This window comes from Nostoc sp. TCL26-01 (assembly GCF_013393945.1).
Taxonomy (GTDB): Bacteria; Cyanobacteriota; Cyanobacteriia; order Cyanobacteriales; family Nostocaceae; genus Trichormus.
In genome coordinates this window covers 5128517-5153191 of record NZ_CP040297.1, presented here as the reverse complement: position 1 = coordinate 5153191, position 24675 = coordinate 5128517, and the positions used below count along the sequence as shown (strand labels likewise).

Annotated in this window: 21 protein-coding genes; 1 reads left to right on the top strand and 20 read right to left on the bottom strand. The window is 45.8% G+C overall.

Annotation, left to right across the window (positions count from 1 at the left end; all coding sequences use genetic code 11):
• Positions 1 to 155: 155 nt before the first annotated feature.
• The 9 genes from FD725_RS22220 to gnd all read right to left on the bottom strand — a co-directional run bounded on the left by FD725_RS22220 (position 156) and on the right by gnd (position 11014).
• Complete coding sequence (locus FD725_RS22220; RefSeq protein WP_179050157.1) at positions 156 to 2819, bottom strand: glucosidase; 2664 nt, start codon at positions 2817 to 2819, stop codon at positions 156 to 158.
• Positions 2820 to 2827: 8 nt separating this feature from the next.
• Positions 2828 to 3598, bottom strand: coding sequence for a glucose 1-dehydrogenase (locus tag FD725_RS22215; protein WP_179051645.1), 771 nt, complete (start codon positions 3596 to 3598; stop codon positions 2828 to 2830).
• A 134-nt stretch (positions 3599 to 3732) separates the two neighbouring features.
• A complete protein-coding gene (pgl, locus tag FD725_RS22210) occupies positions 3733 to 4503 on the bottom strand; it encodes a 6-phosphogluconolactonase (RefSeq protein WP_179050156.1) in 771 nt (256 codons plus the stop codon).
• Between the two features lie 11 nt (positions 4504 to 4514).
• On the bottom strand, positions 4515 to 5462 hold the full coding sequence (locus tag FD725_RS22205; protein WP_179050155.1) for a class I fructose-bisphosphate aldolase: 948 nt from the start codon (positions 5460 to 5462) through the stop codon (positions 4515 to 4517).
• Positions 5463 to 5624: 162 nt separating this feature from the next.
• Positions 5625 to 6536 (bottom strand): Cof-type HAD-IIB family hydrolase, encoded by a 912-nt coding sequence (locus tag FD725_RS22200; protein ID WP_179050154.1) that lies wholly within the window; start codon positions 6534 to 6536, stop codon positions 5625 to 5627.
• Between the two features lie 58 nt (positions 6537 to 6594).
• A complete protein-coding gene (locus FD725_RS22195; protein WP_179050153.1) occupies positions 6595 to 7434 on the bottom strand; it encodes an alpha/beta fold hydrolase in 840 nt (279 codons plus the stop codon).
• 185 nt (positions 7435 to 7619) lie between these two features.
• Entirely contained in the window at positions 7620 to 8342 is a 723-nt protein-coding gene (locus tag FD725_RS22190) for a hypothetical protein (protein ID WP_179050152.1), read from the bottom strand.
• Positions 8343 to 8447: 105 nt separating this feature from the next.
• Positions 8448 to 9989 carry a glucose-6-phosphate dehydrogenase gene (zwf, locus tag FD725_RS22185; RefSeq protein ID WP_179050151.1) on the bottom strand — a complete coding sequence of 514 codons (1542 nt, stop codon included), beginning with the start codon at positions 9987 to 9989 and terminating at the stop codon, positions 8448 to 8450.
• The gene (gene gnd / locus FD725_RS22180) at positions 9986 to 11014 is read right to left on the bottom strand and encodes a phosphogluconate dehydrogenase (NAD(+)-dependent, decarboxylating) (protein ID WP_179050150.1); all 1029 of its coding nucleotides are present in this window, start codon (positions 11012 to 11014) and stop codon (positions 9986 to 9988) included. Before gnd ends, zwf begins: the two co-directional genes overlap by 4 nt.
• 151 nt (positions 11015 to 11165) lie before the next feature.
• On the opposite strand from gnd, the gene FD725_RS22175 reads away from it, so the two are divergent.
• Positions 11166 to 11606, top strand: a complete 441-nt coding sequence (locus tag FD725_RS22175) for a nuclear transport factor 2 family protein (RefSeq protein WP_256871706.1) — start codon at positions 11166 to 11168, stop codon at positions 11604 to 11606.
• A gap of 192 nt (positions 11607 to 11798) precedes the next feature.
• On the opposite strand, the gene FD725_RS22170 is transcribed toward FD725_RS22175, so the two are convergent.
• The 11 genes from FD725_RS22170 to FD725_RS22120 all read right to left on the bottom strand — a co-directional run bounded on the left by FD725_RS22170 (position 11799) and on the right by FD725_RS22120 (position 24459).
• Complete coding sequence (locus FD725_RS22170; protein WP_179050148.1) at positions 11799 to 14675, bottom strand: bifunctional transaldolase/phosoglucose isomerase; 2877 nt, start codon at positions 14673 to 14675, stop codon at positions 11799 to 11801.
• A gap of 46 nt (positions 14676 to 14721) precedes the next feature.
• Positions 14722 to 15015, bottom strand: coding sequence for a hypothetical protein (locus tag FD725_RS22165; RefSeq protein WP_179050147.1), 294 nt, complete (start codon positions 15013 to 15015; stop codon positions 14722 to 14724).
• Positions 15016 to 15314: 299 nt separating this feature from the next.
• Positions 15315 to 17312 carry a transketolase gene (gene tkt / locus FD725_RS22160; RefSeq protein ID WP_179051644.1) on the bottom strand — a complete coding sequence of 666 codons (1998 nt, stop codon included), beginning with the start codon at positions 17310 to 17312 and terminating at the stop codon, positions 15315 to 15317.
• 465 nt (positions 17313 to 17777) lie between these two features.
• A complete protein-coding gene (locus FD725_RS22155) occupies positions 17778 to 18104 on the bottom strand; it encodes a DUF5615 family PIN-like protein (protein ID WP_179050146.1) in 327 nt (108 codons plus the stop codon).
• Positions 18088 to 18312 (bottom strand): DUF433 domain-containing protein, encoded by a 225-nt coding sequence (locus tag FD725_RS22150; RefSeq protein WP_179050145.1) that lies wholly within the window; start codon positions 18310 to 18312, stop codon positions 18088 to 18090. The genes FD725_RS22155 and FD725_RS22150 overlap by 17 nt, the downstream gene beginning before the upstream one ends.
• Positions 18313 to 18546: 234 nt before the next feature.
• A complete protein-coding gene (locus FD725_RS22145) occupies positions 18547 to 19143 on the bottom strand; it encodes a heme-copper oxidase subunit III (protein ID WP_179050144.1) in 597 nt (198 codons plus the stop codon).
• Between the two features lie 175 nt (positions 19144 to 19318).
• The gene (locus FD725_RS22140; protein WP_179050143.1) at positions 19319 to 20962 is read right to left on the bottom strand and encodes a cbb3-type cytochrome c oxidase subunit I; all 1644 of its coding nucleotides are present in this window, start codon (positions 20960 to 20962) and stop codon (positions 19319 to 19321) included.
• 19 nt (positions 20963 to 20981) lie between these two features.
• Entirely contained in the window at positions 20982 to 21875 is an 894-nt protein-coding gene (locus tag FD725_RS22135; RefSeq protein WP_179050142.1) for a cytochrome c oxidase subunit II, read from the bottom strand.
• 11 nt (positions 21876 to 21886) lie between these two features.
• Positions 21887 to 22504: a DUF2231 domain-containing protein gene (locus FD725_RS22130; RefSeq protein WP_179050141.1), complete on the bottom strand. Its 618-nt coding sequence runs from the start codon at positions 22502 to 22504 to the stop codon at positions 21887 to 21889.
• On the bottom strand, positions 22501 to 22995 hold the full coding sequence (locus FD725_RS22125) for a DUF2231 domain-containing protein (protein WP_179050140.1): 495 nt from the start codon (positions 22993 to 22995) through the stop codon (positions 22501 to 22503). The genes FD725_RS22130 and FD725_RS22125 overlap by 4 nt, the downstream gene beginning before the upstream one ends.
• Positions 22996 to 23004: 9 nt before the next feature.
• Positions 23005 to 24459, bottom strand: coding sequence for an NAD(P)/FAD-dependent oxidoreductase (locus FD725_RS22120; protein WP_179050139.1), 1455 nt, complete (start codon positions 24457 to 24459; stop codon positions 23005 to 23007).
• Positions 24460 to 24675 lie beyond the last annotated feature (216 nt).

Here is a 24675-nt window from a genome sequence, read left to right as displayed (position 1 = left end):
CATCACTGATATACACGTAAATGGCATCAACAAATTGGTGAAATTGAAACATCAGTAGGAGTAGAAGGTATTTCTGCTACCTCTGATACCAATTCACTAAAAATCTGATACAGATCCAAACACGGAAACCCTTGTAGAACAAGGCTTTCTTATATCTATGATTTGAAACTGTCTCCACTGTACTCTGCCTGTTGCTGGATCAATTTTGCCACTAACCCTGTCCAGCCTGTTTGATGACTTGCTCCGATGCCTGCTCCGTTATCACCCTGAAAGTATTCATAGAATAAAATCAGGTCATGCCAATCTGAATTAGTTTGAAAAGTTTCCGTTCCTCCATAGATCGATCGCCGTCCAGTTTCATCGGTTAAAAATGTCCGAATCAATCGCCCTGACAGTTCATTCGCCACCTGCTTTAGTGTCATCATTTGACCCGATCCAGTCGGACATTCCACTTGAAAATCATCGCCTAGATAATGGTGGTACTTCTGCAAGGACTCGATTATGAGGTAATTCATGGGAAACCACACGGGTCCGCGCCAATTGGAATTGCCACCAAAAATACCAGTTGTAGATTCCGCAGGTTCGTAATCGACTCGATATTCGTTGCCGTTAACATTTATAACGTAGGGGTTGTTCGCGTGGAATTTGGAGAGCGCGCGAATACCATAAGATCCCAGAAATTCATTTTCATCTAACATCCTGTACAGAATGCGCCGTAACTGATTCTGCCCAGCGATCGCCAGCAGAGTTCTGGCTTTTACACCTTCTGTTTCTAAACAAACAACATTTTGGGTCAAATCTGGACGATTTTGCCTGAACCATTCAACCCGTCGTTTGAAGTTGGGAAATCTTTCCAGTGTTTCCAGTTCTGAAGCGGTAACAGCAAATAATGGAGCTAGTCCCACCATCGATCGCACCTTCATCAAGAAGTGACGACCATCAGGTAGATGCAAGGCATCATAATAAAACCCGTCTACCTCATCCCAAAGGGCTAACTCGGCTTCACCGACTCCATCAATAGCATCGGCAATATAGAGAAAGTGTTCAAAAAACTTGCTAGCAATGTCTTCATAAGTTGAATCCTCTTGAGCTAGCTCTAGCGCGATCGTTAACATATTCAGGCAATACATTCCCATCCAACTAGTGCCATCTGCCTGATTGATATATCCCCCATTGGGTAGCGATACATTGCGATCAAATACTCCAATATTATCTAATCCTAAAAATCCTCCTTGAAAAACATTTTTACCCTCAATATCTTTGCGATTCACCCACCAAGTAAAATTGAGCAGTAGTTTTTGAAATACTTGCTCTAGAAAAGCGCGATCGCTACGACCATAAATTTTTCCTTCAATTTGATAGACTCGCAATGCAGCCCAGGCATGAACGGGAGGATTAACATCACCAAATGCCCATTCATAAGCCGGAATTTGTCCGTTTGGGTGCATATACCACTCTCGCATCAAAAGACTCAACTGGCGTTTGGCAAACTCTGGATCTAGCATAGTCAGAGGAATACAGTGAAAAGCTAAATCCCATGCCGCAAACCAAGGATATTCCCATTTGTCGGGCATTGAGAGAACATCATCGTTATAAAGGTGCGTCCAATCATGATTTCTACCTCGTTTGCGCTCTGCTGGCGGTGTGGGAGTTGCAGGATCGCCATTGAGCCAATCATGTACTACATAATGATAGAATTGCTTATTCCACAACATTCCAGCAAATGCCTGTCGTTGAACATTTCGCATATCTTCAGACAATGAAAAAGGACAAATGCGGTGATAGAATTCATCTGCCTCAAGTTTGCGATCGCCAAAGGTTGTCTCAAATTCCTCGCCAAAGTTGAGAGAAGATTGCGAGTCTTTCAATCTCAGCCGTACCGTTTGCATTTCACCAGGAGCGATGACTAGCTGATAATGAGCCGAGCATTTTGTTCCAGTTTGGTTGGGATTAATCGCTGCTTTACGGTTTTGAATTAGATAATCATTAATGCCATCTTTAACGTAGGGTGAGGGGTTAGTAACTCCAAATAATCGTTCGGAATTTGTCTCATTATTTGTAAACAATAAATTAGGAATCCCCTCACAGTACAACCATCGCGTTCCCAGCGTTGCATGAAACGCTTCAATGACACTGAAATCAGATGTTGTTTGACTGACCTTTAGCCAGGGGGTTTCCTGTCCAACTTTCCAAGCCCAAATGTTGCGAAACCAGAGTGTCGGTAGCAGATGTAGCGTTTTAGTTTCCGATCCCCGATTGATAACTTCGATCTGAATCAAAATATCTTCCGGGGATGCTTTGGCATACTCAACGAATACATCAAAGTAACGATCTTCGTTAAATATGCCTGTATCCAGTAGTTCAAATTCAGGCTCTTGTCTGCTTCTGCGGCGATTTTCTGCCACTAATTGAGTGTAAGGAAAAGCCTGATGGGGGTATTTGTAAAGATACTTCATATAGGAATGAGTGGGAGTATTGTCTAGATAGAAGTAATACTCTTTGACATCCTCCCCGTGATTGCCCTCATTACCCGTTAAGCCAAACATCCGCTCTTTGAGGATGGAATCTTCTCCATTCCACAGCGCGATCGCAAAACATAACTGCTGATGAGTATCAGAGATCCCGGCAATACCGTCTTCTCCCCAACGATAGACACGCGATCGAGCATGGTCGTGAGGAAAATACTCCCAAGCTTCTCCAGTAGCGCTATAGTCTTCTCTGACCGTTCCCCACTGTCTTTCGCTCAGGTATGGGCCCCAACGTTTCCAGTAAGCGCATCGTTCGCGATCATCTGCCAGCCTTGTTTCTTCTTGCGTCATGGGAAATTCTACTGTTCATGATAATTCCGAATCAAGCCACCATCGACAAAGAAAGTCGATCCAGTGATGTAATCACCAGCCGAGGACGCGAGAAATGCGACCATTGGTGCAATATCTTCTGGTTTACCTAGCCGTTCCAGAGGAATATTTTGTTTGAGGGAATTCAACTTCACAGGATCGTTGAGAAGTTTGGTATTAATCGGGGTTGCGATCGCTCCTGGAGCAATATTGTTAATCGTAATTCCCATCGAGCCTAATTCTACTGCTAGATTTCGCATCATCATCTTCACACCGCCTTTGCTGGCACAGTAAGAGGTAAAGTGAGGAAACGCCATTTCTTCGTGGACGGAACTGATGTTAATAATCTTTCCCGTTCGTTTCGTCTCAATTAGATGCTTTACAAAGGCTTGGGTGGTGAAAAATGTTCCCTTGAGATTGATGTTGAGTACCTGATCGTAATCTGCTTCAGTAATGTTCCAAAAGTCGGCATTTTTGCCATCAATTCCCGCATTATTGACTAGAATATCCAGCTTACCAAAATGCTGAACGCCCTCAAATACAAGCTTGCGAACATTGCTGACTAAGCTTAAATCAGCTTGGACAATGTGCCCCTTACGTCCTGCGGCTTCTACCTTTGCCAACGTTTCTTTCGCACCGTCTGGGTGGGAACGGTAATCAATGACAATATCGGCTCCTTCCTGTGCCAGATGAATAGCAATGGCTTGCCCAATTCCCTGACTGCTACCTGTGACTAAAGCCACTTTTCCTTGTAAGTTGATCATGTCTTCATTTGTTCGGGTCGTTTGCTGTCATGCAAAGCTGCGATCGCGGTTGATTTAGAAATCCTTGTAGAGACGTTGCAGTGCAACGTCTCTACATTTATTTTCACCAGATGTCTAATGGATTACATGATTTAGTTAGGAGATAACGAACTTGCTGCCGCTTGATCGACCATCCATACCACTTTGCCTTGAGTCGGACGAATGATTTGTGCGGGCAAGCGATCGGGCTGATACTGACCTTCTAAAACCGTCTTTAGCATTGTTGCTTTTTCAGATCCAGTGACGAAAAAGATGACGCAGGCAGCATTGTTCAACACTGGTGGTGTAAGAGTAATGCGATAGCTATTTAACTCTTCTATCCAAGATGCAACGACTAAACGAGTCTGTTCCCGAACCGCATCAGTGCCAGGAAAAAGAGACGCAGTATGTCCGTTAGACCCCATGCCCAACAATACTAAATCGAAGCGAGGAAATTGATGTTCGCCCAACTCAAAGAACTGTTTCAAGTTTTGCTCGTACTCGGCGGCGGCTACTTTGGCATCTGGATTTTCAGCTTTAATGCGATGCACGTTCTCCTGGGGAATGGGAACTTGAAATAGCAGCCTTTCCTGAGTCATCCGAAAGTTACTACTGGGATCGCTTGGCGGAACGTGACGTTCATCTCCCCAAAATAGATGAACTTGATTCCAGAGAATTCGACTGCGCCAGGGTTGAGTTGCTAGCAATGCGTAAAGACTTTTGGGAGTTGAACCGCCAGAGAGAGCGATCGTAAATCGTCCTCGTGCTTGAATCGCTTGATCGGCTTGTCGAACAAACTCGGCGGCGGCAGTTTGGGTAAGAGTTTCAGGATTAGCAAAAACTTGAATCTCAGGTTTCAGTTGCGATCGCATTACTTCTTGCATGATTATTTCCTCTACTTCAAAACCGGAATTTGCACTGGGGATGGATGCGTACTGTAACTATCAATGACTGTGTTGAGGAATTTTATTGCATCCGACTTAGAACGTTGAAAGGAATTACGTCCGATAATCGAGCCAAATCCGCCACCCGCTTGAATAGCGCGAACTTCATCGAAAAAGACATCATCCGTGTCAATCGGTCCACCGGAAAAAATGACAATCCGCCGTCCGTTAAAAGCACATTGCACCACATGATGTACTCGTTCAGTTAAGGTTGCGATCGGGATTTGCTCTTTTTCATATACCTTACGGGCTGCATCCTGTTCGATATGCTCGGTTGGCAGTTTGACCTTAATGATGTGAGCGCCCAATTGAGCCGCAATTTGAGCCGCATAACCAATTACATCGATCGCCGTCTCACCTGCTTTACTCAATCCCGATCCGCGTGCATAAGACCAAATTATTACAACTAATCCATGACGCTTTGCTTCTTCAGCATAAGCACGAATTTGTTGATACATTTCAAACCGATGAGCCGAACCTGGATAAATGGTGAAACCAATCCCAACACAGCCCAACCTCAGTGCATCCTCAACGCAGCCTGTAAGTGCTTGGGTAGGATCTGGGTCGTCTTGCAGGACATCGCTATCGTTGGCTTTAAGAATCAGGGGAATCTCGCCTGCAAATTCTCGCGCTCCCGCTTCCAAAAATCCTAACGGTGCAGCGTAGGCATTACATCCAGCTGCGATCGCCAACTCGAAGTGATAGCGAGGATCGTAAGCCGGTGGATTAGGTGCAAAACTACGAGCCGGACCATGCTCAAAGCCTTGATCGACGGGTAGAATCACTAATTTCCCAGTTCCAGCTAGTTTGCCATGATTTAGCAACCGACTTAGATTAGTCAGCGTCCCAGGATTATCGCTGCCATACCAACTCAGAATTTCTTTCACTCGTTGAGTCATTGTGTTTCTCCTAAAAACATTACTTGGTAAAACTTTGTCCTCTTTTCCTTTCACCACATATCTTGCTAACAGCTTCCGCAAAACCAATGCACCTGATGATGACGAATGTGTTGCAGAAGTAAGCTAGAACAATAAAGGCAGACTCTTTCATTGATTGCAGTGCTAGACCGTCGATTGAAGAGGGTTCTTGGGGATGTCTGCGGTATTGCTGACCAAAATGAATTGTTCAACCGCATTGGCAAATCCTTCCTCTTCGTAAGATGTCGTGACGTACTGAGCTTGCTGTTGCACCTCTGCACTGGCATTGCCCATCGCAATGCTCAATCCACTTCGCTCAAACATCGGTACATCGTTAGGCATATCTCCGATCGTGGCAATCTCCTGTCTGGGAATTAAGAGCAGTTGCGAAAGTCGATCGACAACAGCCCCTTTGTTGGCGCGGGGATGGGTTACGTCTAAATAGTAGGGCTGCGATCGCGCCGCAGATACCTGTTCCCCACCTCCTGAACTGGCTCCTTTCTGACAGTGAACGTGGGGACTAAATGCTTGGCGAACATCGGTTTCGCACTTGGCAACAGCATCTAGGTTGTCACTAACACCAACAATTTTGACAACGTTATCGAGTAGATCGTCATAACTAGAAACAACGGTTGGAGAAAACTTAACCGTCCATTCTTCGCGATCAACGTGAGAACCATGCCGTTCGTGTACGAACCAATCCTTGCCGCGATAAATCCAAACATCGAGATGATGAGCGGCGATCGTTTGGATGACTTCTCGAACGATGGCAGTTGGTAAGACATTTTCTTCGATTGTGGAAAAGTCGGGATTGACGAACAAACCGCCATTAAATGCTGCGATCGGCTCTGTCAGCTTCAGTGCCTCCACGATCGTTTTCATCCCTAATGGCGGACGACCACTAGTAATGGCGAAACGAATGCCCGCATCATGAAGTTTTTGGACTGCTGCACGAGCGCGATCGGTGAGAATTTTCTCTTTAGTAACCAGCGTTCCATCTACGTCTGCTAGCAGCAGAGAAATTTTAGGAGATTTGGGAGGAGTTGTTGAGTTCACGATTATGTTAGTGGTGTTTTAATACTGTTCGGATAAGCATCTTTATCAGCTCGGCTGATTAATTTTCCTGTCTAAGAAAATCCAACAGTATAGGATTAAGCTGATCGGCATGAGTCCAGTTAATAGCATGGGGACCATTAGGTATTACCTCTAGCCGACTGTTCTTAATCAACTTTGGCAGTCTAGCTCCAGTAGAAGAAAATGGGAGAATGCGATCGGCATCTCCTTGAACGATTAGGGTTGATACGTCGATGCGTGGGAGATCGGCGCGGAAATCTGTGAGCCAGCTGGGAACGCAATCGAGCGTCGCCTTGGCGGAAGCTGCTGCTGCAACTTGCCAACTGAGCCGAATAGCATCCTCGGTAATGCGCTCGCCACCCAGGACATCCACATTATAAAAGTCCGAGAAGAATGTCGATAAGTACGAGGGACGATCAGCAACAATTGCCGCCTTAATCTGATCAAAAACGCTCTGATCAACTCCTTCAGGATTATCGTCGGTTTTTAGCAGAAAGGGAGGTACTGGAGCTAGCAACACCGCCTTACTAACACGCTCTGAGCCGTATTTGCTCAGATAGCGAGTGACTTCACCGGTTCCCATTGAAAAGCCAACTAGCGCGACATCGCGCAGATCGAGTTGGATGATTAGTTTGTTGAGATCTGCCGCAAAGGTGTCATAATCGTAACCAATTGAGGGCTGACTAGAATCGCCGAAACCCCGACGGTCATAAGTGATGACTCGATAACCCGCAGCTAACAAATCTGCAACTTGCTTTTCCCAGGAATGACCGCTTAGAGGAAAACCGTGAATCAGCACAACAGGTTTCCCCGATCCTAAGTCTTCATAGTAAATATCGATGTTTGCAGAGTTTTCTTTACCGACAGTAATGTATGGCATTAAAAGTCTCCTGTTTGTATGAACTGTTATTTATCTGTCACCAAATCCTTGCCCATAGCTCATCAACAAGCCACTTACAACCATCTCTTTGTAAAAGCTCGTCGGCTTCTTGAGGTTCCCAACTTCCTGCCGTATAATTGGGAAACTCTTTTGCTGGTAATGCGCCCCAAACTGAAAGCTAATGTCTAAGGTGCTTGAGAGGTATTTGACGAGCTTTGCCCAATAGCTAACAATTCTTTGAGTGCCTGTACCGTTTTTTGTCCCAATTCCCATTGGCTGGTTGCACCATTGCTAAAGATCAATTTCATCTGAAGCGTTTGGGGCGGAAGTTGAGCGATCGCGCTGGCAAATGGAGCAATGTTAAATCGGCTGCTTCCCGCACTACACGTTACAGACGGAAACGTAGCAGTATCAGCCCAGAAAGGATCATCAATGCCATCCCAAAAAGCATCGTTGCCCCAATACGTCTCGGCATCCCAAAAGCCTAATCCCGGAATTGTGGTGGAACTTTGAACAACTTTTTGATAGCTGGAGGTTTTTTTTATTGGTTGATTGATTGTGACCAAGGGTTGATTTTTGTTAAGCAGCACAATTCTAGTTAAGGAAGCATCAGAGCCAAGTATAGATTTGTCAGGTACACAATACCGTACTCCTAGCAAAAGGCTATTCTTGGTCGGATTTTTGCTCCAAAGAGTTGATACACCAAGAGCAGGTTCACTCCCTTTATAGTCATGATCTCTCACCGCATAGATTGAACCAGTGTGGAATACCTTGCTATAAGGAGCATTTTTGATGGAAGTTGCTGTGGTAATCGTGTCTTCGGCTCGCGTTAGTTGGCAAGTTGCGATCGTAATGCAAATGGTTAGAAAACTAATGTTGATAATGCTCCATGTATGTTTACTCAACATTGTGCTTCTCCGTTGAACCGCTAATTGATTTCTGATTTTTATTCATCACCGAAACAGTGCTGAGTACCCAGTTATGAGTGCTGAGTAAAAAAGTAATAATCGCACTCAGCACTCCTGAATTGATCGCCATTGCCGACCATCGCGCCAGAGCAGTTCGTCAGCATCTTTCGGTCCCCACGTTCCTGCCGTATAATTGGGAAACTCTCTTGCTGGTAATGCGCCCCAAACATCCAAAATGGGAGTAACCACACTCCAACCGAGTTCCACGTTGTCCGATCGCTGGAAGAGTGTAGCATCACCGATCGCGCAATCATAGAGTAAGGTTTCATAGCCTGTACTGGGAGTTGTGCCAAAATAGTCAGCGTAGCAAAAATCCATATTCACAGCCCCCATTCGCACGGTTGGGCCGGGAATTTTTGCCCCAAACTGAAAGCTAATGCCTTCATCGGGTTGAATGCGGAGAATGAGAACATTAGGTGTCAGGCGATCAATCGACGTGTCTTGAAACAACAGCGAAGGAACTTGCTTGAATTGCACCGCAATCTCAGTCACTCGCTTGGGTAAACGTTTACCCGTTCGCAGATAAAATGGCACACCTGCCCATCGCCAGTTATCAATGGTTAACTTTAAGGCGGCGTATGTTTCGGTATTAGAGTTTGAAGCTACACGCGGTTCTGAGCGATAGCCATTCAGAGATACTCCGTTAACGATTCCTTCTCCGTACTGACCACGTACTGTATGCGTTAGCACGGTTTCATCTGTTAAGGGTTGCACTGCTTTCAATAACTTGGACTTTTCATCGCGTACTGAGTTGGCATCAAACGATACAGGAGGTTCCATCGCAATCATGGTCAACAGTTGAAACAGGTGATTCTGCACCATATCGCGCACTGCACCCATTCCTTCATAAAAATTGCCTCTGCTCTCAACTCCCACCGTTTCTGCCACAGTAATCTGCACATGATCGATATTGTTACGATTCCAAATTGGCTCAAACAGTCCATTCCCAAAGCGAAACACCATAATATTCTGGACTGTTTCTTTACCCAAATAATGATCGATGCGATAAATTTGGTTTTCCTTTAATACGCTACCGATCTGTTTATTTAGAGTGCGAGCAGAATCTAGATCGCGTCCGAATGGTTTCTCGATAATGACGCGCCGCCACTGTTTGTCCTTTTCTGCTGCTAGTCCTGACGAACCAAGCTGCGTGATGATGTCGCAAAAGAAGTTAGAGGCAGTTGCCAGATAGAATAGGTAATTCCCTTGCGTGCCACAGGCAGAATCTACTTGAGTCAATAAATCCTGCAACTGCTGGTAGGTTTTAGCATCCTGAAACTCGCCAGAAAGATAGTAAAGTCGCTGCTCGAACTGTTGCCAGAGGCGATCGTCAACCTCAACTGTGGCAAATTCGTGAATATCTTGACTGAGCTTGCTACGAAAATCATCTTGACTCATTGGAGTGTGAGCGACACCAACGATCGCAAATTCTTTTGGTAGCAAATTGCTTCGTGCTAAATTATAAAGCGCAGGCATCAATAAACGCTTGGTCAAATCTCCAGCAGCACCAAAGATCACGATCGCAAAAGGTTCAGCAGGACGAATCGAGGTTTTCGTCTGAGATTGAAATGTAGGTGCGATCGTCATGATGATATCTCCGCGTGTTCTTCCTCGTGTCCGCCAAACTGATAGCGCATCGCCGAAAGTAACTTACTCGAAAATTCGTCTTCCCCTCTGGAACTAAACCGTTGATAGAGAGCAGCACTCAGCACGGGTGCTGGTGTGCCTTCATCGATCGCAGCGATAATCGTCCAGCGTCCTTCTCCAGAATCAGACACTCGACCTGCAAAAGTAGCGAGTTGAGGATCTTTAAGTAGGGCGATCGCAGTTAAATCCAGCAGCCAGGAAGCAACGACACTACCTCGCCGCCAAACCTCAGCAATATCCGGCAAATTGAAGTCATATTGGTAACGTTCTGGATCGCGGAGCGGAGTTGATTCGGCACTAGCAGCGCGTTGTTGTTTACCCACATTGGCATGATGCAGGATATTCAACCCTTCTGCATAAGCTGCCATGACACCGTATTCGATGCCATTATGTACCATCTTGACAAAGTGTCCCGCGCCATTAGATCCACAGTGCAAATAACCTTGTTCGGCAGTACTACCTACTTTTTCTCGTCCTGGTGTGCGATCAATCTTCCCGACTCCTGGTGCTAATGTTTGAAAAATCGGATCGAGATGTTTTACGGCAGTTTCCGAGCCGCCAATCATCATGCAGTAGCCTCGTTCTAGCCCCCAGACTCCGCCACTGGTTCCGACATCGATATAGTTAATTTCATTTTTTTCTAGTGCTTTTGCCCGCCGAATGTCGTCAATGTAGTAAGAGTTACCACCATCAATTAAGATATCCCCCGAATCCAGTTTGGTAGCCAACTCCGTTACCATATCTTCGGTCGGATCTCCAGCAGGAACCATTAGCCAAATGGCACGGGGACGATCGAGTTTCTGTACAAAATCGTCCAGGCTAGAGGCGGCGATCGCTCCTTCTGAAGCCAGATGTTTCACTTTTTCCGGTGTGCGGTTGAACACCACACATTCATGATTGTTTCGCAGCAGTCGTCGGACGATATTTGCGCCCATGCGCCCTAAACCAATAACACCAAGTTGCATTGTTTTTTTCCTCAATTTCTAAATTGGAAAATTTTTCTCTCTTCTTATTGTCTCTATCCTTTTAAGCGGAGTCACAAAGATTACTCCTGCCAAGATAAAAGTCAAAACTCCCGCGATCGCTAGAGTTAAAATTTTTGCCTTTCTGAATTGGTTGTTAGACTATAACAGGCAGACTTTACCCTATATTTCCTTCCTCACCTCTTCTTTTATGTCAAATCATCCTGCCTCAGAAATCGAGTTGCTCCGCGCCGCCTACGCGGCCTTCAATGCACGCGACATCGATTCCGTCCTCGCCCTCATGACTGCCGACGTGGTTTGGCCGCGTGCATTCAAAGGCGGTTTTGTCCGTGGACCGGAGGAAGTCCGTGCCTACTGGACGGAGCAATGGAGCGAAATTGATGGGCGCGTGGAGCCGATATCCTTTCACCCGGAGGGTGGCGGGCGCATCTTGGTCGAGGTGCATCAGGTCGTGCGGGACTTAGCGGGGGCTGTCCTGGCCGATGAACACGTCGGTCATCGCTTCATCCTAGAGTGCGGCTTAATCCAAAGTATGGAGGTCTGTCCACTCCCCTCATCTGGACACCCAGCCTAACTATGCACTCCAGCGAACAGGTTCTACGCTGTCGATGCGATTCAAGGTGATTGGGTGTTCGACAACGTAAAAGTGCCGCCAAGGTTTGTTTGATTAGTTATCATGATGTTTTTCTCTCCAAGTTTTTTAGGTTTTGTTGCCAAAAAATTGCTTTTTTGTGGAAATAAACACTCAATTCCAGTCAGATTTTGCCTAAATGCTTTGTTGAATGAGAGTTTGCAGCATGGTTAGACCTGATCGCACATCTTTACCGAGATGAATTCGCAAGGCACGGCGATCGCGATCAGCTAAAACCTTAAAGTCTCCCCGTGCTTGAGCCGCTTTCACCACGCCAAAGGTATATTTCTGTTGGGGAACAGGAATATCTGTAGCATCATCGCAGGTGATTTGCAGAAATACGCCGCTATTGGGGCCACCTTTGTATGCTTGCCCTGTGGAATGCAAGAAACGAGGGCCAAAGCCGAGACAGGTGGTAATTTTCTTAGCATCCCGAATTTGCGATCGAATGGCTTGCAGTTGCGCTTGATGCTCGTCATTGCGCTCGATATAGGCAAGCAGTGCCAAATAATCACCTGCCTGTAGTCGGTTCAAATGGGCGCGTAAATAATTGACTAGAGAAGGAGATTTGCCGACAGCCTTTGTCAGTGCCGTTGCATTTTTCGGATCGGTGAATAATTGAATGCCATCTGCTGTAAAGATTGGGCTTTCTGGTGGTAGTTTTCCAGTTTTCTCATATTCAGCCGTTAACTGGCGGGTAACAATCTTGCTGGCTTCTACATCCGGTTGGTTAAAGGCATTGATGCCAATAATGGAACCTGCTACAGCAGTCGCAATTTCCCATCGGAAAAACTCTTGACCGATTTGGTAGGGATCGGCGATCGCAATCCGCACCACAGGTTGTCCTGCTTGCTCTAATGCTGTTACAGCAGCGTCTTGAGCAGCATCAAAAGCAGAGTCTAAGCGAATGTAAGCAAAGATGCGATCGCTGCCATAAACATCTGGAGTTCCCAACTGTTCTAGATCGACCGGAATCAATCCTTTGCCATCTTTACCTGTAGATTCTGCTAACAGTTGCTCTAGCCATGCGCCTAAATCTGCAATTGCTGGAGAGGCAATTAGTGTGACTTTGTCTCGTCCTTGCTTGGCCAGAACACCCAGAATATTACCCAACACAACACCAGGATTTTCTTTTGCCGGAACCGATGATGCACAGGAATGTACCATCACTTCAGCCGTATCCAAAAACTTTGCTACATCTACTCCGATTGCTGCCGCAGGAACTATGCCAAAATTCGAGAGGGCAGAATAACGACCGCCGATACTTGGCAAACCAAAGAAGATATGGCGAAAATCATCGTTTTCGGCAATCTGCTGCATTTTGGAACCGGGATCGGTAATGGCAATGAAGCGATTACCTGCGGATTCTGCACCCAAGATTTGCTGTAGGTGATCGAAGAAGTATTGTTTGAAGATATTTGGCTCTAAAGTGCCGCCAGACTTGCTCGATACGATAAACAATGTTCGAGTGAGGTCGATTTTGCTTTCGATCGCTTTAATCTGAGCCGGATCGGTGGAATCTAGTACCAGCAGTTCGGGAAAGCCCGGTGCGTTACCGAAAGTTAGTTTCATTACCTCTGGACAGAGGGAAGATCCCCCCATTCCTAAAAGTAAGACGTGAGTGAATTCTAAGTCTTTCACTTCTTGCGCGAGTTGCTTGAGGCGATCAATATGCGCCAGTTGATCTTCAGTAATACCGAGCCAACCCAACCATTTGTTTTCATCGTTGTCTGTCCAAAGAGTTGCATCATGCGCCCACAAGCGACGAAGTTTACCGTTGTTCTGCCAATCGTCTAGAGACGCTTGCACAGCAGTATTCAACGCATCAGGTAATTTGTAGGTCAGGCGATCGAGCTTTTCACCCAGAATAGCTGTCCGCTTCTTCTCAACCGCACTCAATAATTGGTCAAAAGCATCAGTGAAAAGTTGTATCCCTTCTGTCAATAATTGGTCTGTAGTTTGCTGCAAGGAGATTCCTGCTTGCTGTAGGTTTGATAATGTTGATTGAGCATCATCAATACCTTCAGTCAAACTAGACTTCGGATGTCCATGATCGCGAAAAGCAGCAAGTGTGGCTGGCGGAATTGTATTAACAGTGTCTGCACCAATCAATTCTTCAACATACAGCACGTCGCTATATTCAGGGTTCTTCGTTCCCGTACTTGCCCATAGCAACCGTTGAGTTTGTGCGCCTTGATTCGCTAATTTCTGCCATCGACTCGATTGATAAATATCCTGATAACTCTTGTAAGCAAGTTTGGCGTTGGCGATCGCAACTTTACCTAATAAGCCTTTGAGTAAATTACGTTGAGCTTCATCTGTAGCAGTTTTGAGTCGATCTGTAATCTGGTTATCAACAGCAGTATCAATCCGACTGACAAAGAAGCTGGCGACACTGGCAATGCGGCTGATATCTCCCCCTTTTGCTGCTAGTGACTCTAATCCAGTCATATAGGCATTGACAACTTGTTCGTAAACGTCTTGAGCAAACAGCAACGTCACATTAATATTAATGCCTTCACTAATTAGTTGTTGAATAGCAGGAATTCCCGTTGGTGTCGCAGGCACTTTAATCATCAAGTTAGGGCGATCGACTTCCTGCCAGAGGCGGCGTGCTTCTTTTATAGTTTGCTGTGCGTCATTCGCTAAGTAGGGAGATACTTCCAGACTGATGTAGCCGTCGCGTTTGTTGGTTTGCTCGTAAATCGGCTTTAAATGGTCTGCGGTTGCTTGAATATCTGCGATCGCAAATGTTTCGTATAGCGACATAACATCACGATCCTGACTTTGTTCGAGCGTGGTTAAAGTTGTATCGTAATCAGTACTGCCAGCGATCGCTTTCTCAAAAATAGAAGGATTTGAGGTGACACCCCGCACACCATCATCAATTAACTGTTGCAGTTCGCCACTAGTAATTAAACTGCGACGAATATAGTCCAACCAGACAGACTGTCCGTAGGATTGTAACGCTTGCAAAGGATTCTTTGTCTGTGATGCTTTTACAGTAACCATCAGTTCATTCCTTGTTAAATTAACCAAATTAAAAGTTTGTTTTGTACTAGCGCCGCTTTGAATCGCCTTCAGGCTTTTGGTAAGTGTTCATTCTCCAAATCCTTTCTAAGCTTTCAATTCGTTGGCAACGACGAGCATCTGCCTGTTGCTTGCGTTGCTTCTCATATCTGCGTCTGAGATAAATGCTAAGACAAATGCAACTCATCAATAGAAGGATTAAGAAAATCCCTCCATCACGCATCTGGTTCTCTGACTGCACTGAAGTCCTTTGACTCCATTGCTGGGCTGTTAGGTTGACAAGTTGATGGAATGCAATACTAGTGAATACGGGGAAGTCCATAGAATTAGACCACTTGTTGAAGATATAGCAACGGTCAAGGGAGTTAGGATCTTGCTGATTGCTCAAAACCTGGAAATAACCGGGTTTTTACTCAGCACCAGCTAAACGCCGCGCTACCGCTAACAGGACTCAGCACTTTGCTATAGATTGAGTATTAGTCTGTTATAGGACTTACGCAGTGTCACTAAATTTTCTGGCTTTTTGTCAATAGTCAATAGTCAAAATCAAGTTTTTTTGGACTATTGACTGTTGACTATTGACCACCCTCATTTATGGTTTATTGGTTGAGTGCGTAAGTCCTATGTTAGTTGAGCTTTTGCGGCTGCAATAATTTTGTCAGGGGTAAAACCGAACTTCTGTTGCAGTTCTTTGAGTGGTGCTGAAGCACCAAACGTATGCATAACAATCCGTCCTCCTCTCGAACCTACATATTCACCCCAGCCAAACGTCGATGCCTGCTCTACACAGACACGGGCAGTAATTGAGGGCGGAATCACACTGTCACGATATTCCTGACTTTGCTGCTCAAATAGCTCCCATGACGGCATACTCACCACCCGCGCTTTAATTCCTTCTGTTTTGAGTTGTTCATACGCTTCAATGCAGAGTGAAACCTCACTTCCAGTTGCCAGCAGCAGTACGTCGGGTTGACCACTTTCTGCGTCTGCCAAAATATAAGCCCCTTTCGCTAAACCTGATGCGGCAGCATACCGAGTGCGATTAAGCGTTGGTAATGCCTGTCGAGACAGCACCAGTACAGCAGGTTGATGCTGCAACTGGATAATCGTTCGCCAAGCTTCTGCAACTTCGTTAGCATCCGCAGGTCGTAGGGTAATCAGTCCTGGAATCGCTCGTAACGACGCTAACTGTTCGACGGGTTGATGAGTCGGGCCATCTTCACCCACTCCGATAGAATCATGGGTGAAGATGTAAATTACGGGAATTTCCATCAGCGCACTGAGTCGAATAGATGGACGGCAGTAGTCGCTAAAGATGAAGAATCCAGAACCATAAGGACGGACTTTGCTAAGGGAGAGTCCGTTGAGAATCGCCGCCATTGCGTGTTCGCGGATGCCAAAGTGAAAGTTACGTCCAGAGCGATCGCCTTCGCTAAAATCTCCCGCACCATCAAAGGTGAGCCGTGTTTTGGTTGAGGGAGTCAGATCGGCAGAGCCACCAATCAGCCAAGGAATTTGTGGGGCGATCGCATTCAGCACTTTTGCAGATACATCGCGTCCGGCTAGCCCTTTGGCATCTGCAGCAAAAGTAGGAAGATTACTATCCCAATTGTCAGGCAACTGACGATGCAACATCTTGTAGAGTTGGTCTGCCAGTTCTGGATACTTGGCATTGTACTCATCAAAGGTTTGCATCCACTCCTGACGCAGGCTATGTCCTCTTTGCCCCAAGTTTTTCTGAAAGTGTTCTGGAACGCCATTAGGTACTAAAAACTTAGCATCTTCTGGCCAGCCATAGTTGCGTTTCGTTAAGCGGATTTCATCTTCCCCTAACGGTTCGCCGTGAGCAGCGCTGGTATCGTGTTTGTGCGGTGCGCCATACCCAATATGGCTATCGACAATAATCAGTGTGGGGCGATCGCGTGTCTGCTCAAAGGTTTGAAACGCTCGCTCTAACATATCCAAATTATTGGCATCACTGACTCGAACTATGTTCCAACCATAGGCTAAAAAGCGAGTGCCTACGTCATCACTAAAGGTGAGATCGGTATGCCCTTCAATCGTGATGTGGTTATTGTCATAAATCCAGCAGAGGTTAGCCAGCTTGAGATGCCCTGCAATGGAGGCAGCTTCGTGGGAAATACCTTCCATCATGCAGCCATCGCCACACAGAGCATAGACGTTGTAGTTAAATAACTCGAAGCTAGGACGATTGAAGTGTTGTGCCTTCCACTGTCCGGCGATCGCCATACCAACACTAGTGGCTACGCCCTGTCCTAAAGGCCCTGTAGTGGTTTCAACTCCAGAAGTCCAGCGATATTCAGGATGCCCAGGACATTTGCTGTCAAGTTGACGGAAGCGCTTAATATCATCGAGCGTGACGGAGGGTTCACCCAATTGTTCGTATTTAGCATTGACTGCTTTAACACCAGTTAAGTGCAATAACGAATACAGCAGCATGGAGGCATGACCGTTTGATAAAACGAAGCGATCGCGGTTTGCCCAGATGGGATCGTTGGGATCGAACCGTAAAAATCGTTGCCATAAACAGTAAACAACGGGAGCCAGTGCCATCGGAGTGCCTGGATGTCCAGAGTTTGCCTGTTGCACGGCATCCATTGATAAAGTCCGAATCGTGTTAATGCAAAGCTCATCGAGTTGTGTTTGGTTCGCAATTTGAGTTGGAGCAATCACTACTTTTTCTCCTGATAGTCGTAAGCTGCAATTAATAAACGACGGATCGGAATGATTCTTAAACTATATTCTTCAATTCATTTGAGTTTGACTAGGTAAGATAGTCTAGTTAACAAGAAGTTATGTGTGAATTCTAAGTACAAGACAAAAATTGTAATGAGTGAAGAAACTCTTCATGCTTTAAGTCTAAATCGGTAAAAATAGAACGCAAGCGATCGCGCGCCATAACGAAAAATACTTTTAGCAAGCCGACCGTGGGCGTTGCTGAATTGAGACATGAAGTAATATCAAAAAAATTATTGAGGTAAATTGATGAATAGGTTTCTCCCAATCTTGGGGGTTAAGGAGGCGATTGTCGCTGTAGATAAGTTTGAAGCGCCTACACAACTTTCAGGAGCCTCCAACTTCAATCACTTCTCCCGGAGTAATCGCATTCAACACATCACGAGTCTCCAGTATCAGCGGAAGTAAATCAGAAAGCTTGTTGCTGGGTGCTACAAGAACGACAACTGCTACCCTAGCTTGTTGTAAATTTTGCTGATAGCGCAAATTTTGATCGGTGGTCAGCAGAACCGTGAATCCTTCCTGACTCATCAGGCGGAGTAACTCCCCATTCTTTTTTCCTGACCATCCCATCTCAACCACGGTGCGTATTTCGTAATCAGCAAGCTCACGCTTTAGAGGTCGTGGCGCACACTCATCAAGCAGGATTCGCATAGGCGGTCAGCATTTCCTTTGCTAATTCAAGGGCTGCGATCGCCTGTTCACGGCTGACACTAGGGAAATGGTCTAGAAAAACCTCTAATGAATCACCCGCTTCAAGATAATCAAGCAGATTTTTCATAGGCACACGTGTTCCCACAAAAACAGGAGTACCTCCCAAAATATCGGGGTCGCTATGAACGATACGGGATGTTAATGCCATAACAAATACAGCTACCAGCTTTCAGCATAATTGTATCCTAAAGTCATTGAGTCGTTTCCCAAAAATTTCAGAGATACAATCGTTTGTCTCTACTCAAATCTAGAATAGCGATCGATTAAAAACTAAACTTTGATTGCTTATTAAAAAAATCTTCTTTAGATTTACTTTATAAACAGTCTCTAAAGCTGACAATCTATCCGATTTAAGCAGGTTGTATTTGCGGCAGCACAATACCTACCAAATGTAGAGTAATAAAAACAAGATAATCCAGATAAGATCGACAAAGTGCCAGAACAAGGAGACTGCACTCACACCCTGGTGTCCGGCATCGTAATTACCAGGAACTAGGGAGCGTTTATACATATACAGCAGCAAAACCACGCCAGTGAAAACGTGCATTCCGTGAAATCCAGTTAGCAGATAGAAAGTTGCACCTGCTAACCCAGCATCAAGACCAAAGGGCATATTGCGCCATTCGAGTACCTGCCCAATTAGAAAGATTACACCCAATGCAGCAGTCAGTAACCACAGACGACGAAATTTAATTAGTTGATGGCGATCGAGTGCGCGTTCTGCAAAATAAATTACACCACTACTAGCAACCAAAATAACTGTGTTTATAGCTGCTCTGGGTATATCTAGTCCAGAAACACCAGGGGGAAACCAAGTTGGATTTTTCCAACGGAGTAGGGCATAAGTTACAAAAAAGCTGACAAAAATAATGCTTTCCGAGAGAAGAAATACGGGAAAGCCGAAAGCAAGGTTATCTCTTTTAGGCGTAGAATTGAGCTTATTTGGAGGCGAATTTCTTGAATCGATCGGGCTTTCCATCACTGACTCCTGACGTGAAATGATAATGTACATTTAAATGGACGCGATGTGCGACTTATTTTTAAAACTCCTCTCCAAACCTCTCCCCGAAGCGGAGAGAGGCTTTGAATCTTACTCCCCTTCCCTCGTAGGGAAGGGGCTGGGGGTTAGGTTTGAGATAAAGTTGCACACCGCGTTAGATAGATGAAGAATCAGCAGCCAATCGATGAGATTCTCCGTAACCGTAGGGTTCTGAAGTCACTATCGGGATCTCTTCAAAGTTTTCGATCGGTGGCGGTGAGGAGGTTGTCCACTCTAATCCAGTCGCATTCCAAGGATTATTAAGTGCTTTGCGTCCTCGTAACCAAGAACTGACGATATTAGCAATAAAGGGTAAGGTAGACATACCCAAGAGAAAAGCTCCCAAGCTAGCAACTACATTCCATCCGGTGTACTGCGGGTCGTAGGAGGAGATACGGCGCACCATTCCCTGTAAGCCTAGTGGGTGCATCGGAAAGAAGTTGAGATTTGCGCCAATAAAGGTCAACCAGAAGTGTAACTTGCCCCATCCTTCGGAATACATACGTCCGGTGATCTTGGGAAACCAGAAGTAAATTCCGGCGTAAAGTGCCATCGTTACCGTGTTGAAGACTACATAGTGAAAGTGTCCGACGATAAAGTAAGTATTGTTGACGTGAATATCAAAGGGTACTGAAGCCAGCATCACTCCACTAATGCCTGCAAACAAAAACATTGCTACACCACCTAAAGCAAACAGCATTGGGGTCTGGAAATGCAGCTTGCCCCGCCAAATAGTTGCAGTCCAAGCAAACACTTTGATTCCCGTTGGCACTGCTACCAGCATCGATGTTGCCATAAACAAGATTCGCATCCAGTTGGGAGTAGCACTGGCAAACATATGATGTACCCAGACAAGCGTACTAATGACACTAATAAGTAGGGAGGAAATGGCGACGGTTTTATAACCAAAAAGTGGTTTGCGGGCAAAGGCAGGAATGACTTCTGAGAAGACACCAAAAGCAGGCAATGCCATGACATACACGGCGGGATGAGAGTAAAACCAAAACAAGTGCTGGTAGATTACCGGATCGCCCTGCTTGAAGGGACTGAAAAAGTCTGTACCAAAGGAGAGATCGAAGAGTAGCATAATGGCTGCACCCGTGAGGGCTGGCAAGCAAAACAATTGCAGCAATTGGGCGCTGAATGTCGTCCAGACGTAAACTGGCATCCGCAAGAATGTCATTCCTGGCGATCGCATTCGGAAAATGGTTGTGACTAAATTTACACCGCCCATAATCGACGATATTCCAGAGATTGTTACTGCTAGCAACCAGAGGAACTCTCCGTTAATCAAATGACCGGACGGATTTTGGATGCTCACTGGCGGATAAGACCACCAACCTGCCTGAGCTGTGCCACTGGGTAAGAAGAAGCTGAACAACAGCAAGATTCCTACAACTGGAATTAACCAAAAGGCGATCGCATTCAGCACCGGAAATGCTGTCTCTTTCGCACCAATCATCAGAGGAATCAGATAGTTCGCCAATCCCACATTTGCCGGAAAGATCCACAGAAAGATCATAATCGTACCGTGCATCGTGAACAGTCCGTTGTAAAGGGAGCGATCGACGACATCTAATTGCGGGGTTAGTAGTTCGGCACGAACAATCATGGCGAACAAACCGCCAAAGAGGAAGAAGATAAATGCTGTAACTAAATACTGAACGCCAATTACCTTATGGTCAGTACTAAAGCTAAAATAGCGTTTCCAGTTTGTCGGTTCGGGTTCGCTAGCACTTTTAATAAAAATATTTGTCATTTATTCCTTTTTGAGATGATTATTTATTGACAACGGGTGGTTGAGCAGGTGAAACGGTGTGCCACTTGCTTCGCAGGGGTGTTTTGGGTGGTTGACTATGCTCAGATTTGGCGAGATTTACTGCTGGAACAGGCGGACGGGTGGCTGCTTCGGCTAACCACTGGTTGTAAGTTTCAGGAGAATCAACATAAACATCGGCTGTCATTAGGGCAAAATAAGTGCCGCTAAATTGAGAGTCATGCAGTTGATACTTACCAATGCGATTGGGGGTAAATCTCAATGGGATTGTTTGGTTAGGGATAATGTCTTGCTTAATGCGGAAGTTGGGTACATAGAAGCCATGCACTACATCTTTAGACTGCAACATCAGGTGAACTCGCTGGTTGACTGGAAGATGTAACTCGGTGCTGGTGACATTTTGGCTGGGATAGCGGAACGACCATGACCATTGTTTTACAACTACCTCAATCTGTTCGGCAGGCTGCATATCGCTACTGCCCATCTCTGCATAAGCGGGAGCTTCCATGATGTGTAGATGAACCAGTGGCAAGGAGCCAAGAATGCTCATGCGCTGGTAAATGTTGTAACTGTAGCTAGCAATCCAGATTACTAGCAAAATTGGAATCACTGTCCAAGTAATCTCCAGTTTCAAATTGCCGCGAATGGCTGGTGCATCACTCGGATCGTTCTTGGTGGCTCGGTAAAACAGAATGGAATAGAGCAGCATTCCCATGACACCCAGAAAAACAATTGTTCCGAGTGTGACTAGGAAGCTAAACAAATGACCGACGAGATCAGCTTCTGTTGTTGCCGCTACAGGTAGCCAATTATAAGCTTGTTGTCCTAGTGCGTGGCTGGCAAGAACGATCGCTCCGACAAAAATAGCTAATAGCGCAATGTTAAAATTTCGCATAATAATTACATTTAGGGTTGGAGAACTTGATTGGGATTTTTACCTTGGCGAATCAAACCAGCAGCCGTACCATGCACGCCAAATTCGTCCCCTAATTGCGCCCCCAACGTCCCGTGAACAAACATAAAACCGAGAATGAAAACCCCTGCTAGCAAATAGCTCCACTGTACTTGTCGCGGCTCGTGCTTGCGCCAGTTAAAGCGTTGGTAGCCTCGCCAAATCGTCATTGCTACAATCAGGGTCAGCAATAGCACTCCGCCAACGCCATGTAACAACATGGTAGTACCCGCACCCAATCCCCAAGCACTTTTCTGATCTGTGGGGGGATCTGCCAGCAGGATCTCAAAAAAGCCTGCTGCCACAGTAAAAAACGAAATCGCAGATGCTGCTACAATGTTGTACCAAGACACATCAAAAAAGTTAGACCGACTGACTGGTATAGAGAAAAACTTGAGAATTGGTCGTTCTAAGGGAAATAACGTACCAGCGAAATCGAAGGCGATCGCAATGATAAATAAACCTAACGTCAGATGTACAAAATTAGGATGGAGTGGAAATCGGTAGGGTAGTCCGTTAGCCCCCAATTCAATTCCCAATTGCTTTAACTGGTCAATTAATTGTGGATTCATTTCAGGAGTCCTTGTTTTGCGGCTTCGACTACAGGCACGGTATGAAGTCCATAGACCCAATTTACTAAATTACCGAGGTAAATCTGCAAACAGACGAGACAGATCAAAAACGTCGCTGCACCCAGGTAATACACAGGTATCTTTAACGGATTGCGAACCCGAATGATGCCGCGCCATGCAGTAATAGCAACAAGGATTGCCGCAATTGACCAGCCATTTACAGTGTGCCAATCTAAGGCAGGTTGAGCAGCCGCATAGGGTTGTGCCAGTCCCGCTTCAAATTCACCAAAAATCACCGCAACAAAAACAGCAACGGACGCAACAACTAAATTCCACCAACTTACCTCAAACATCCGATGGTTGCGGCTGAGATATCCAGCCAGGTCACAGAAGTAGGCGAAAAACACCATCGCAATCACAAAGTGGACAACGATCGGATGAATTGTATCCGAATAAGGAAGGTTCTGGTCATTCAACGGCGGCAGAGGCATCACGTTCTCCTATGGAGTAGATTGTGTAGGTGGATTCGTCTGCGGTTGCCTGTCTTGTTCAGAGGGTGGCGTTCTTAATCCAAAACAGGCGGCAATCAAAAAGGCGATCGGAGCCAGAATCGCCAATGCTTTTACTAGCGATCGCTCTCGTTGCTCGGTCGGAGATAGAGGCTGTTTAGCGGTGGTTGCCGATTCCGACTTGGGTCGGTGGTAATGATGAAATATTTCTTCTTTGAGCCATTCAGTAGTCGCCTTAAAGTCATGTAGAGGGGTGGGCAGCATTTCCAAATAAGTTGCATTGCGGATGAGATCGCCAGGTTTACCAGTAACCTTGACTTTGTCAAATAAATTAGCCACACCATAGCCCAAACCCAATTTCATGAGAGTGCCGCGCAGATTTACATGGACTGGGCTGGGCGATTTTCCCTCGGCAAGTGCAATCAGATTGTGAGCAATGTTTGCACCTTGTTGATACGCCACCTGTGCTAAAGCAGGTTGTTGCTGTTGCTGCACGTTTGCGCAGTCGCCTGCGGCAAATACTTCTGGAAAATCCAACAGTTGCAGGGTTGGGGTTACTAATGGTAAACCATGCTTATCTAAATGGGCTGTGGGAATCTGAGACTTAAGGTTTTGGATGAGTGGGTTCACAGCAGTACCCGCCGTCCAGATGGTAGTATGGGTCAATAGAGTTTTGGTTTCAGTACCGTCGGCAGGCTGATAGTCCAGGCGATCGCCGCGAACCGCTTTCACTCCTACGCCTAAGATCGTTTCAATAGGTACTGTGCGAGTTTTGAAAGCGTGAAGAGCTACATCCTTTAGACCCGCGTTAACATCCCCTGAGAGAATGGTCTTACCATGATTAATTAAAACAATGCGAATCTCATGAATATTGCCGCCCAGTTGGGCATACCAGTAAGGCAGCAAATCTGCTAGCGTTGCCGCCATTTCTACGCCCGTTGGGCCTGCCCCCACGACGGCAAATGTCAGGAGCGATCGCCTTTGCTGTTCGTCGCTCGTCTGGCTAGCACACTGCAAACAATCTCGTAACTGTCGTTCTAAGGCGATCGCATTCTCTCGCGTCCGAAATGCAAAGGCATTTTCTTGTGCGCCTTCCGTTCCTAGATAGCCCTGAATGCTACCAACTGTTAAGACAAGGTGGTTGTAAGTGTAGTCTAAGCCAGAGGCTAAATTGAGGCGTTTGTTTGATAGGTCAATCTCCGTCACCTTATCTTGCACAAAGTCGATATTACTGCCTTGCAGCAATTCTTTATAAGTCGGACAAACAGTATCTTCTGACAATTCACCCGTCAGTAGTTCATACAGCATCGGTTTGAAGACAAACCGTTCCTGCGGGTCAATGAGAATGATCGAGCGCAGATCATGCTGATGACGCAGATGTAAAGCTGTGAAAAGACCCGTAAAACCTGCTCCGACAATAATTGTAGGGCGATTAGAGGAATTCATTTTCGGAAAGGGAAGATAAAGGACAACAAACAATCTAATGAATGGGTTAACAATATAACCCCCTTGTCGCGTTCAATCGAAAAATTTGCATCTCTCTCTGGTTCTAGCAAATTGTTTGAATATCGATCAAAGATACAACGGCATCATATTTCTGACGATGCAAGTTTGTATAGTTAAGCAGGAACTTATACTGCATTCAAATCCAATTTTAGATTT